Here is an 11,971-nt window from a genome sequence, read left to right as displayed (position 1 = left end):
CTGATTCCGTTTCCCTCAATTTAAGTCTTCAGCGGCGGGACGTCAGCAGCCCGCAGGCGTTTTCCCGCAATTTCTGCAGCGGGAGATAAAGCTTTTGTGACGATTGCCCTTTCCATGCGCAGAGGAAATCACTATATCAACCCTGCCGGCTTTCGGGCCGGCTATGGCGATAAATGAGCGGTGTAATAAACCTATTGGACCCGGGGGCGGTACCCGGCGCCTCCACCAAAAACCGGCGGGCTTGAAGGCCGGCTTTTGATGGGGGCGAAACAGGATCGACAAGGGTGTAAAGATCGTCTTTTTGCTCGGCATTGTACCGCCGTTATCGGGCTAAAATTGTAGTTGCAAACGACAACTATGCGGAAGCTCGTCTCGCTGCTTAATCGCGGTGTGACACTTCAATCAAAGTCCTAGTGGTTCGCACCTCTAGGCGGGGTCCGAAGGCACCTGGCAACAGAAGCCTTCACCTTCTCCCTCCTGACGAAATCATGTATGCTGATCTTAGCGTGACTCGGCTCCGGACTTTCCCAAGGCGCCTGAACGTGGCATATACCTTGTGAAAAGACTTCAGAACCGACGAAAGACAGGAAAAGCATGGGGCAGGATCATATCCGCTACGACATTCTGGCGCAGGATGCACTTCGCGGCGTCATCCGCAAGGTTTTGGCGGAGGTAGCAACGACGGGCCGTCTGCCCGGCGACCATCACTTCTTCATCACTTTCCTCACAGGTGCGGCCGGCGTGCGCATCTCCCAGCACCTGAAGTCGAAATATCCCGAGCAGATGACCATCGTCATCCAGCACCAGTTCTGGGACCTGAAGATCACCGAGACGCATTTCGAGATCGGCCTTTCCTTCTCCGACGTGCCCGAGAAGCTGGTTATCCCGTTCAATGCCATCCGCGGCTTCTACGATCCTTCCGTCAATTTCGAGCTCGAATTCGACGTGCCGCTTGCCGATGGCGAGGAACTGCCCTCCGGTGAGATCACCGCCTATCCGGTCGATGCGGCAAGCAAGTCCGATGACGCGGCTGCAAAGCCCGCCGACGGCGAGGAAAAGAAGCCGGGCTCCGTCGTCTCGCTCGACTCCTTCCGCAAGAAGCAATGATCTCAAGGGAGGCTCCGGCCTCCCTTTTTCATAAGGAGCCAGGCATCGCATGAGCGCCGAAATCGTCAATCTGCGCCAGTTCCGCAAGAAGCAGGCCCGCTCCGAAAAGGAGAAGCAGGCCGAGCAGAACCGCATCTCCTTCGGCCGCACCAAGACCGAAAAACAGCTGACCCGCAGCCTCAACGAAAAGGCCGACAAGGCGCACCGCGCCGGCCGCATCGAAACGGATGACGACGGCGCCTGAAACCCTCACGCAGAGCCTGAACAGCCGGAATGGAGTCTGCGATCAGCCACTTAGGCGACTTCCTTGAATCGATCTGCCAATATCCAACCGGGATGTGAAGCCGCTTCATGATCCGCAAGCATTCGGCGACATTGCACGGCCACCGCACCAGTTTTTCCCTGGAAGACGAGTTCTGGAGCGAACTGAAGACGATTGCCGCAAGCCGTGCGATGCCGCTTGCCGCCCTAATTTCCGAGATCGACGACACCCGTCCCGCCGACAGCAACCTATCCTCGGCGCTGCGGCTCCATGTGCTCGCCTGGCTCAAGGGCGGCGGCACCGAGCCGTGAGGCGCGGCGCTTCTGAAGCGGTGGAACACATGAAAACAAGGGCTTGAAGCCAGTCGCCTGAATCAGTTTCTCATCTCACAGCGCTTACTGTGCCTGAACGCCCGGCACCTGGTCGAAATTGAGCGAACCGGGCGGCAGCTGGGTTGCGCGCCGTGCCGCTTCCGCTTCGGCAGCCGCCCTCGCCTCGGCATCCGCCTTGGTCTGGGCTTCCGCCGCCGCGCGGGCGGCTTCGGCCTCGGCAGCAGCCTTCTCTTCGGCCGCCTTTTGCGCCAGCGTGCGCAAACGCTCTTCTTCCGCCTGCCGCTGCCGCTCCACCTCCGCCGCCTTGACGCGCTCGGCGTCGTTGAACCGGTAGAGCGCCACCTCGCGGCGCAGCCGCTGCTTTTCGAGCACGATCGCCTGCAGTCGCTCGACACGGCGGCGCTCGCGCTCGAAGGCGCGCAGCGAGAGATAGCTGGTGATGTCAGTCACATCCATCGTCTTGCCCGGCGACATGAGCATGCCGGAGAAATTCAGCCGGAGCGAGGGTTCGGCGCCGGAAAGCGCCTCCTTGCCGGGATCGAACCCGACGGCGAGCGTCGCGCTGATCCGTTTTTCCGGCAGCGCGATCTGCGCATCGGCGGTGATCCGGGCAAGATCGTTGGCGACGCTGACATTCTGCACCCTCAGCGTCCCGTCGGCGATGTTGAAGGGGATGCCGAGCGGCGGCAGCTTCGCCTCGCCGTTGCTGAGCAACGTCTCGACGATCGGATGCACCTTGCCGGCATTGATCTGCTCCTGCATCGGATCGGTTGCGGCAAGCAGCGGCGGCAGGATGGCAAGGTTCAGGCCGCGTATGCTGCTCTCCCCAAGCCTCAGCTCTCCGGAGCCGTTGAGCGAGCTTGCGATCTCGCCGATCGTCTTGCCCGAGGCTTCCATCGACAGCGACAGGCCGAACTTGCCGTTGGCGATCGGCGCGCCGTCGCGCAGCCAGACGACGCCGCCAAGATCGGAATCGGCAAGCGAAAGCTTCGTCTGCAGGAAGCCGGTGCCGTCGGCATTGGTGAAGAGCAGGTTGCCGGAAAGCTTGCCGCCATCCCAGTTGCCGGTCATGTCGTTGAGCTGCAGCTCGTCGCCCTTGTAGACGACGTTGCTGGTGAAGTCGGAGACCGCCGTTTCCGGCAGGCCCGGCCAAAACTCCTTCGTCGAAAGCTTCACATTGACGTCGAGGTCTTTGAAAACGGGCATGCCGAGCGGCGCCTTCGTCAGCGCGCCGTTGGCGGGATCGACGATCTGGCCGAACACCGCCTCGCCGAGCCAGCCGGCATCGGCCTTGGCGAGCGCCAGCTCACCGCTCGCCGTCGTCTTCGCAGCCTTGCGATCGAAGGTCAGTGCCCCTGAAAACTCATTGTCGGCGGCATGACCCTTGAGATCGGAGAGCACGATCTTGTCGCCGTCGACGGCGGCCTTGGCCTGCAGGCCGAACGGCAGCCCCGTCCCGGTCTGCGGCAAGGCAATGCCGTTCATGATGAGATAGGGGTCGAGATCGGCGCTATCGAGCGACAGCGCGATCTTCCCGTTCATGAAACTGTCCGGCCGGACGTCGACCTTGCCATTGGCGGTAAAGGAGGTCCGGTCTGTCGCAAACGTCAGCGCCGCTTCGGCGGGATCGTTGTCCGAAGCCTGGACTTTGAGCGTCAGGCGGCCATTGGCGCCGACATCGACCGGCAGCGGATCGAGCCCTGCCTGGCCGAACAGGATCGACGGCACCGCGTTTTCGAGCGTCGCTTCAAGGCTCGTCGTGCCGCTGCCGGTCAGCGCCAGCAGATCGGACATGCGGTAATCGAGATTGACGCGGCTGCCGTTCGCCACGCCGGCAAGCGTGACCGTCAGCGCATTACCCTCGTCGCCGCCGAGCGTCAGCGCGCCGCGCAGCGCCGTATTGCCGTACCAGCCGGCATTGCGCACCAGCCGGTCGAGCGCCGGATGATGCGGCAGATGCTCGCGCAGCATGGTGAAGAAGCCGCCCGGATCGGCCGACTTGAAGGTGATTTCGCCGGCGCCCTTATAGTCGAGCAGCGAGCCTTCCGCCCTGCCCGTCGCCGTCAGCTCGGCGCCCGCGATGTTCTTGATCGCCAGCCGGTCGACGGCAAGCGCGCCGTCGGCGATCGTGAAGGTGGTCTCGACATTTTCCGCCTCGACGCCGAAAGCGGTGAACTTGTCGGCCTTGAGCTGGGCGGCGATCCTGTGGTCGAGCACGTCGTCGCCGGCCTCCTGGCCGGTCAGCAGCCCCGTCAGCGCCCGTAGCGCGTCGAGATCGAGGCTGTCGCCATTCAGCGCTACCGACATGGTCGGCGTCTGGCCGGAGACCGCCTGCCGCTCCAGCCGCCCCTTCAGCGTTGCCGCTCCGATGGCGACCTCGAGATTTTCGAAACGCTGCAATTCATGCGTCAGGCTGACATTGGCGGAAAAGCCCGCCTGCCGCAGCTGACGGATGGCCGGATCGACCGAGCCGGCGAGCCAGGAGGCGAGCCCGGTCGGCTGGCTGGAGGCCACGACGATCTGTCCGTTGAACGAGGGCTCACCCTTGAGCAGGAGCTTGCCCTTGCCTTCCACCTGCGTGCGCCCCGGCAGGGTGCCGGTGGCGCTGTCGATCATCCAGCCGGTGCCGGCCGGTTCAAGCTCCAGCTGCACGTCGCGTAGCGTCGTATCGCCGGCGACGATCGCCGGCAGCTTGACGCTGGCCTTTCCCGGCACCTGCGGGATCGGCACCTGGGCGACGATATCGATCAGCGAGCTCAGCCGCTGGCGCGCCGAAACCGCCGCATCGCGTGTCGTCTTGCCGGAGGCGCCTTGATTGCCGATGCGGTTGACGTCGATCTGCTGCCCGTCGGCGGTCAGCAGAAATTCCGGCGCGTTGCCGGTATCGAGCGTCGCCTCGCCTGTTATGACGTAGGGATCGTCCGTGGGGCCGATCTCCATGCGGTATTCCGGAATGCGGATGCGTTCGTTGGTCAGCTCGAAGCGGCCTTTGACGCGCGGCGGCTGCTCGTTCTTGTTGGCCGACTTGGCGCTGTTGCGGTTTTCGATCGCCGCCGAAAGCTGGCCCTGGTAATTCGGCTTGCTGTCGACGAGCTTCAGTTCGCCATCGAGATCGATGCTGACGGGATGCTTGTCCGGAGAAAGCTTCGTGCGCATGCGCAGCACGCCCTTCTCGTCCGGCTGGCTGCTGGAAATCGAAAACTTGCCGTGCTCGCCGTCGAGCGCCGCATCGCCTTCGATGCGCCAGGGACCGGCGAGCGATTTCGCCGACATTTCCGCATTGAGGCCGGTGATCTCTCGCGAACGGCCCGACTGATCGTCGATGAACTCGATCTCGCCGCCGTTGACATGCACGTTTTCCAGAACGACGGTCTTTGCCGGAATTTCCGGTCGGCTGCCGCGCATCCAGTCGAGCGTGCCGTCCTTCAGCAATCTCAAGCGCACCTTCGGATTGACGATGCGCATATCGAAGATCAGCGCCTCGCCCGACAGGAAGGGTGCGAGTTCGGCATCCATGGAGAACTGCTCAACCTTGACGATCGGCGTGCCGTCCGCTTCCTGGCCGACGCGCACGTCATGCAGCGTCACCGAGGGGAACGGCAGCAGCCGTGCATCCACCGTGCCGTAAACGGTGACTTTCTTGCCGATGATGCGGCTTGCCTGATCCTCGAAATTCTTGCGGAAGTCCGTCCAGTCGATGAACAGCGGCGCAAGCAGCGCCACGAAGAGCACTACGACGATCAATCCCCCCAGAAAGACGAGGAACCGGCCTACCAATGCAAGGAGTCTCCGTTCGGGATGGTGTTGCCGACGCTAGAGCATGATGCCGAAAAGCGTTCGTGGTTTTCGGGCGACATCATTCTCTAACCCTTTAATGAAGAACAGGATTCAGACATCAGGCCGCCGCAGCCTGAAATCATCCTGTTCTAGCGCTATTCATGCCGGGGGCAAGGCCCAACTTCATGAGGATGTTCGTTTTCAGCCATGGCGGAAGATCTTGCCGGGATTGAAGATATCGTCCGGATCGAGCGCCCGTTTCACCTGTCGCATCAGATCCACGGCGCCTCCGAGCTCCTGCTCGAGAAATGCCATCTTGCCTTGCCCGATCCCGTGTTCGCCGGTGCATGTTCCGTCCATTTCGAGCGCCCGGCTGTTGAGCCGCTCCACGAAGCGCTCGGCCCTGGCGATGTCTTCGGCGCTTTTGTCGTCGAACAGCAGCAGCACATGGAAGTTCCCATCGCCGGCATGGCCGACGATCGGGCCGAGCAGCCCATGTTCCTCGATGTCCGCCTGCGTTTCAGAAACGCAATCGGCAAGCCTCGATATCGGAACACAGACATCGGTCGAAAGTGCGGCAAGCCCGGGCGCCAGCGCCCTCGAGGCCCAATAGGCGTCGTGGCGCGCCTTCCAGAGCTTCGTCCGCTCCTCGGGATTGGCGGTCCACAAGAATTCGCCGCCGCCGCATTCGGCCGCGATCTCGGCGAAAGCCGCCGATTGCAGCGGCACGGTTTCGTCGGTGCCGTGGAATTCGAGGAAGAGCGTCGGGCTCTCAGTGTAAGAAAGCCCCGAATAGGCATTGCAGGCCCGCATCTGCACCGCATCGAGCAGCTCGATGCGCGCCACCGGAATGCCCATCTGGATCGTCATGATGACCGCGTCGCAGGCGGCCTTGACGCTCGGAAAGGCGCAGGCCCCGCCGGCGATTTTCTGCGGGATCGCCTGCAGGCGCAGCGTCACCGAGGTCAGGATGCCGAGCGTGCCTTCGGCGCCGACGAAGAGCCGCGTCAGATCGTAGCCGGCGGACGATTTGCGGGCGCGACGGGCCGTGCGGATCTCCTCGCCATTGGCAGTGACGGCGGTGACGGCAAGCACATTGTCCTTCATCGTGCCGTAGCGCACGGCATTGGTGCCGGAGGCCCGCGTCGAGGTCATTCCGCCGATCGAGGCGTTGGCGCCGGGATCGATCGGAAAAAACAGGCCGGTATCGCGCAGGTAGACGTTCAGCTCCTCGCGCGTCACACCCGGCTCGACCGTGCAGTCGAGATCCTCGGGATTGACCTCAAGCACCCGGTTCATCCGGCTGAAATCGATGGAAATGCCGCCGCTTGCGGCATTGATCTGCCCTTCCAGCGAGGAGCCGGTGCCGAAGGCGATCACCGGCACCTTGTGGGCGGCACAGGCCTTGACCGCCGCCTTCACATCCTCCGCACTTTCGGCAAAGAGCACCCCGTCCGGCAGCTGCGAGGGGATGTAGGTCGTCGTATGGGCATGCTGGGCCCGGAAGGACTGGCCGGTCTGGAAGCGCTCGCCGAAGCTTTGCTTGAGAATGCCGAGCACGGCTGATATCCCCGCCTCGTTGCGTATGCCGGCCTTCGCGTCCTTCAGCGCCATCCCTTTGATCTCCCTGCCATTCCGCGGATGCTTATCCTCTTTCGCAGATAGGCCGGGTATGGGGCAAGTCAAAGCGGCTGTCCAGTTAAGATTGGCAGAAGTTTTCATTCCCCCTTTGTTGTAGCGGCCCGCCTCCCCGGCCGCTCCGCCCTGCCCGCGCACCGGTCATGCCTTTTTCTTGAACCTGCCTATTGACAAGTCATCGGTCATGCCGCTCGATAGGCCAATCCAATAAACAAGACACATGTCCAATATATTGGATTCTCAAATTGAGCATTCAAACAAGGGGAACCATCATGACCGTCTCGCTCCGCACCAGCGCGCTTTCGCTGGCCACCGCTCTCATTCTTTCTGCCATGCCTGCCGCCGCCCAGGAGGCGAAGAGCAAGCTCGATGAAGTGCTGGCTCGCGGCCATCTCGTCATGGGCACCGGCAGCACCAACGCGCCGTGGCACTTCAAGAGCGCCGACGACAAGCTTCAGGGCTTCGACGTCGATATGGGCCGCATCGTCGCCAAGGCGCTGTTCGGCGACCCCGACAAGATCGAGTTCGTCAATCAGTCGTCCGATGCCCGCATTCCGAACATCACCACCGACAAGGTCGATATCACCTGCCAGTTCATGACGGTCACCGGCGAACGCGCCCAGCAGATCGCCTTCACCATTCCCTACTATCGCGAGGGCGTCGGCCTGATGCTGAAGTCGGACGGAAAGTATGCCGACTATGCCGCGCTGAAGTCGGCCGGCTCCTCCGTCACGGTGTCGGTGCTGCAGAACGTCTATGCCGAAGCCATGGTGCATGCGGCCCTGCCGGAAGCGACCGTCGATCAGTATGAATCCGTCGACCTCATCTATCAGGCGCTGGAATCCGGCCGCGCCGATGCCGTCGCCACCGACCAGTCGTCGCTCGCCTGGTACATGACGCAGAACCCAGGCCGCTATAAGGATGCCGGCTACGGCTGGAACCCGCAGACCTATGCCTGCGGCGTCAAGCGCGGCGATCAGGACTGGCTGAATTTCGTCAACACGGCCCTGCACGAGGCGATGACCGGTGTCGAATTCGACTTCTACGCCAAGTCGTTCAAGACCTGGTTCGGCAAGGACCTGACGCCGCCGCAGATCGGCTTCCCGGTCGAATACAAGTAAGGCCGCCGAGGACGGCGGGCCTTCCTCCCAGGGACGAAATTCGCTCTCCCCGAATTGTCGCTCCCGGGACGAAGGCCCTTCCGTCCGTTCTTCACCCTTGATTGCAGGATTGCGCCATGGGTTATACGCTTAATTTCGCTGCCGTCTGGCGCAGCTTCGACCAGTTGCTCGAAGGTCTGCTGCTCAGTCTCGGCCTCGCGTTCATTTCCATTCTCATCGGCGCAGCGATCGGCCTCATCATTGCCTTTGCCCTGATCTCGAAAAGCGGCTGGCTGCAGCGCCCCGCAGCACTCTACGTCACCATCATCCGCAACCTGCCGATCCTGGTTCTCGTCCTCTTCGCCTTCTTCGCGCTGCCGCAGCTCGGCATCAGGATCGGCAAGATCCAGAGCTTCATCGCCGTGCTGTCGATCTATTCCGGCGCCTATCTTGCCGAAGTGTTCCGGGCCGGCCTGCTCTCCATTCCGAAAGGGCTGACGGAAGCGGGCCTCGCGATCGGCCTGACGCCGATGCAGATCCGCGTGTCGATCATCACGCCGCTGATGCTGCGCAACGTCCTGCCGTCGCTGTCTTCGACGATCATCTCGCTGTTCAAGGACACTTCGCTCGCCGCTGCGATCGCAGTGCCCGAACTCACCTTCGAGGCGAGGAAGATCAACGTGGAAACCTTCCGCGTCATCGAAACCTGGATCGTCGCCTCCGGCCTTTATGTTGCAACCTGCTCCGTGCTCGCCGCGCTGTTGCGCGTCGTCGAGCGCCGGCTTGCCGTTCCGAGGTGATGTCATGACCGGTTTTACTGCTTTTCTCGACCAGCTCTGGATCGCCCGCTTCGTCATTCTCAAGGGGCTCGGCGTCACCGTGTCGATCTCGCTGCTGGCGATCGTCATCGGGTCGCTGCTCGGCGTGCTCGTCGGGCTGGCGCTCGTCTACGGCAACCGCGTGCTGCGGCTCATCGTGCGCGCCTATACCGATTTCATCAGGGGAACGCCGGTTCTGGTGCTGGTACTGGCAAGCTATTACGTGCTTTCCACTGTCGGCATCGAGCTCGGCCCGTTCCAGGCCGGCGTGCTGGCGCTCGCGGTCTTCTGCTCCTCGCATGTCGGCGAGATCGTGCGCGGCGGCCTGCAGGCGATCCCCAAGGGTCAGACCGAAGCGGCCAAGGCGATCGGGCTGACCTTCAATCAGACCTTCGCTTACGTTCTATGGCCGCAGGCGCTGCGCCAGTTCCTGCCCGCCTGGGTCAATACGGCGGCCGAAATGGTCAAGGCCTCGACGCTTCTTTCGGTCATCGGCGTCGCCGAGCTGCTGCTGCGCACGCAGGAGATCATCTCGCGCAATTTCCTGAGCCTCCAGTTCTATTTCTTCGCGGGGCTTCTCTACTTCGTCATCAATTACGGCATCGAGCGCCTCGGCAAATATGTCGAGCGCAAGACGGTCGTTCCATCGTGAGGGCTCGATCATGAGCAAGGTACTTCTCGAAATTCAGGGGCTTCACAAGCAGTACGGCACGGTCGAGGTGCTGAAGGGCGTCGATTGCACCATGCAGCAGGGAGAGGTGATCTCCATCATCGGCTCCTCCGGCTCGGGCAAGACGACGATGCTGCGCTGTATCAACATGCTGGAGGACTTCCAGGGCGGGCACATCCTGCTCGACGGCGAAGAGATCGGCTATGAGCAGTCCGGCGGCGTGCGCAAGCGCAAGAGCGAAAGGGAAATCGCCCGCCAGCGGGCGCTGACCGGCATGGCCTTCCAGCAGTTCAACCTGTTTCCGCATATGACGGCGGCCCGCAACGTCATGCTCGGCCTCGTCAAGGTGAAGAAGATGCCGCGCGACGAGGCCCGCGCCGTCGCCGAGAAATGGCTCGATCGGGTGGGACTGGCGTCGCGCGCCGATCACTATCCCGGCCAGCTCTCCGGCGGCCAGCAGCAGCGCGTCGCGATCGCTCGCGCCATCGCCATGAACCCGCGGCTGATGCTGTTCGACGAAGTCACCTCGGCGCTCGATCCGGAACTCGTCGGCGAAGTCCTGCAGGTCATCAAGGGTCTGGCGGCCGATGGCATGAGCATGCTGCTCGTCACCCACGAGATGCGCTTCGCCTATGAAGTCTCCTCCCGCGTCATCTTCATGAACAAGGGCGTGATCTGCGAGGAAGGCGATCCGAAGGAGATGTTCGTGCAGCCGAAGACGCAGCGTCTGGCGGAATTCCTGAAAACATCCAGTTTCAATTGAAGAAGAGAGAGATCCCATGACGATCAAGCGTTACGGCGCCGGAGAAACCGGCGCCGGCGGACAGCCCCTGCCCTTTGCCCGTGCCGTCGAAGCCGGCGGCTGGCTTCATGTCTCCGGCCAGGTGCCGATGGAAAAGGGCGAGATCATCGACGGCGGCATCGTACCCCAGACCCGCAAGGCGATCGAAAACCTGATCGCCATCCTGCATGAGGCGGGCTACGGCATCGAGGACGTCGTGCGCGTCGGCGTCTGGCTCGACGACCCGCGCGATTTCTGGAGCTTCAACGGCGTCTATGCCGAGTATTTCGGCAAGCACCCGCCGGCCCGCGCCTGCGTCCAGTCGCGGATGATGGTGGACTGCAAGGTCGAGGTCGACTGCGTCGCCTACCGGGCCGACAAGAGCTGAGCCTTAAACGATCGGCGGATTGAGCCGCGCGAAGCCCTCCTGCCGCCGATACGGGAAGTACGGGTAAGGCGCCGTGACGGCACTGACCGCATCGAGCCTTTCGATCTGCTCCTTCGACAGGTTCCAGCCGACCGCGCCGAGATTCTGCCGCAGTTGCTCTTCATTGCGGGCGCCGATGATGACGCTCGACACGGTCGGGCGGCCGAGCAGCCAGTTGATGGCGATCTGCGGCACCGTCCTGCCGGTCTCGTCTGCGATGGCATCGAGAACCTCGATGATGTCGTAGAGCTTTTCCTCATTGACGGGCGGCCCGTATTGCGCCGTCTCATGCAGCCGGCTTGCCTTGGGCAGCGGCTCGCCGCGGCGGATCTTGCCGGTCAGCCGTCCCCAGGCAAGCGGGCTCCAGACGAGCGCGCCGACGCCCTGGTCGGCGCCGAGCGGCATCAGCTCCCATTCATAATCGCGCCCCGCCAGCGAATAATAGACCTGATGGGCGACGTAGCGCGGATAGCCCAAGCGCTCGGCCGCCGCGAGCGACTTCATCAGCTCCCAGCCGGAAAAGTTCGAAACGCCGGTATAGCGGATCTTGCCCGATGCCACGAGGAGATCGAGCGTCGACAGCACCTCTTCCACCGGCGTCGAGGCATCGAAGGCGTGCAGTTGCAACAGGTCGATATAATCGGTCCCGAGCCGGCGCAGCGCATCCTCCGTCGCCCGGATCAGCCGCGCCGGCGAGGTGCCCCAGTCCTGCGGCCCCTCGCCCATCGGCAGTGCTGTTTTCGTCGAAATCAGCACGCCGTCGCGCCGGCCGCGGATCGCCTGGCCGAGCACCTCTTCCGAAGCGCCGGCCGAATAGACGTCGGCCGTATCGAAGAGATTGACGCCGGCTTCGAGGCAGATGTCGACGAGCCGCCGCGCCTCCCCGGCATCCGTATTGCCCCAGGCGCCGAACAGCGGGCCGCTGCCGCCGAAGGTGCCCGCGCCGAAACTCAAGACCGGCACTCTGAGGCCGGATGCACCGAGATGTCTGTATTCCATGGATCTGTCTCCTTCTTCTCCTGAGATAGACCCGGCCGCTCCGTTGATATAGATTGCCTC

General features: G+C 62.9%; 11 protein-coding genes and 1 other RNA gene. 9 read left to right on the top strand and 3 right to left on the bottom strand.

Annotated features, from left to right (window positions below):
• Nucleotides 1-105 precede the first annotated feature (105 nt).
• From ssrA to ATY77_RS11905, 4 genes are all read left to right on the top strand, one after another.
• Nucleotides 106-468: a transfer-messenger RNA gene (gene ssrA / locus ATY77_RS11920) on the top strand.
• A 126-nt stretch (nucleotides 469-594) separates the two neighbouring features.
• Complete coding sequence (locus tag ATY77_RS11915; protein ID WP_088687481.1) at nucleotides 595-1,107, top strand: SspB family protein; 513 nt, start codon at nucleotides 595-597, stop codon at nucleotides 1,105-1,107.
• Between the two features lie 49 nt (nucleotides 1,108-1,156).
• Entirely contained in the window at nucleotides 1,157-1,351 is a 195-nt protein-coding gene (locus ATY77_RS11910) for a DUF4169 family protein (protein ID WP_088687480.1), read from the top strand.
• Between the two features lie 107 nt (nucleotides 1,352-1,458).
• Nucleotides 1,459-1,680, top strand: coding sequence for a ribbon-helix-helix domain-containing protein (locus ATY77_RS11905; RefSeq protein WP_088687479.1), 222 nt, complete (start codon nucleotides 1,459-1,461; stop codon nucleotides 1,678-1,680).
• An 84-nt stretch (nucleotides 1,681-1,764) separates the two neighbouring features.
• Here the strand turns inward: ATY77_RS11905 and ATY77_RS11900 are convergent, their stop codons facing one another.
• Nucleotides 1,765-5,478: an AsmA family protein gene (locus ATY77_RS11900; protein ID WP_088687478.1), complete on the bottom strand. Its 3,714-nt coding sequence runs from the start codon at nucleotides 5,476-5,478 to the stop codon at nucleotides 1,765-1,767.
• A 201-nt stretch (nucleotides 5,479-5,679) separates the two neighbouring features.
• Nucleotides 5,680-7,092 carry an FAD-linked oxidase C-terminal domain-containing protein gene (locus ATY77_RS11895; protein ID WP_088687477.1) on the bottom strand — a complete coding sequence of 471 codons (1,413 nt, stop codon included), beginning with the start codon at nucleotides 7,090-7,092 and terminating at the stop codon, nucleotides 5,680-5,682.
• A 296-nt stretch (nucleotides 7,093-7,388) separates the two neighbouring features.
• Here ATY77_RS11895 and ATY77_RS11890 point away from each other — a divergent pair, with 296 nt between their 5' ends.
• The 5 genes from ATY77_RS11890 (at nucleotide 7,389) to ATY77_RS11870 (ending at nucleotide 10,873) form a co-directional block, all read left to right on the top strand.
• Nucleotides 7,389-8,237 carry a transporter substrate-binding domain-containing protein gene (locus ATY77_RS11890; protein ID WP_088687476.1) on the top strand — a complete coding sequence of 283 codons (849 nt, stop codon included), beginning with the start codon at nucleotides 7,389-7,391 and terminating at the stop codon, nucleotides 8,235-8,237.
• Nucleotides 8,238-8,353: 116 nt separating this feature from the next.
• Nucleotides 8,354-9,016: an amino acid ABC transporter permease gene (locus ATY77_RS11885; RefSeq protein WP_088687475.1), complete on the top strand. Its 663-nt coding sequence runs from the start codon at nucleotides 8,354-8,356 to the stop codon at nucleotides 9,014-9,016.
• Nucleotides 9,017-9,020: 4 nt separating this feature from the next.
• Nucleotides 9,021-9,686 carry an amino acid ABC transporter permease gene (locus ATY77_RS11880; protein ID WP_088687474.1) on the top strand — a complete coding sequence of 222 codons (666 nt, stop codon included), beginning with the start codon at nucleotides 9,021-9,023 and terminating at the stop codon, nucleotides 9,684-9,686.
• Between the two features lie 10 nt (nucleotides 9,687-9,696).
• Entirely contained in the window at nucleotides 9,697-10,467 is a 771-nt protein-coding gene (locus tag ATY77_RS11875; protein WP_088687473.1) for an amino acid ABC transporter ATP-binding protein, read from the top strand.
• Between the two features lie 16 nt (nucleotides 10,468-10,483).
• Nucleotides 10,484-10,873 carry a RidA family protein gene (locus tag ATY77_RS11870; protein WP_088687472.1) on the top strand — a complete coding sequence of 130 codons (390 nt, stop codon included), beginning with the start codon at nucleotides 10,484-10,486 and terminating at the stop codon, nucleotides 10,871-10,873.
• A 3-nt stretch (nucleotides 10,874-10,876) separates the two neighbouring features.
• On the opposite strand, the gene ATY77_RS11865 is transcribed toward ATY77_RS11870, so the two are convergent.
• On the bottom strand, nucleotides 10,877-11,911 hold the full coding sequence (locus ATY77_RS11865; protein WP_088687471.1) for an aldo/keto reductase: 1,035 nt from the start codon (nucleotides 11,909-11,911) through the stop codon (nucleotides 10,877-10,879).
• Nucleotides 11,912-11,971: the final 60 nt, after the last annotated feature.

The sequence above is a fragment of the Rhizobium sp. R634 genome (genome assembly GCF_002211305.1).
Lineage (GTDB): Bacteria > Pseudomonadota > Alphaproteobacteria > Rhizobiales > Rhizobiaceae > Rhizobium.
The sequence above is the reverse complement of the archived record's forward strand: the minus strand, read 5'-3'. Positions and strand labels throughout refer to the sequence as shown.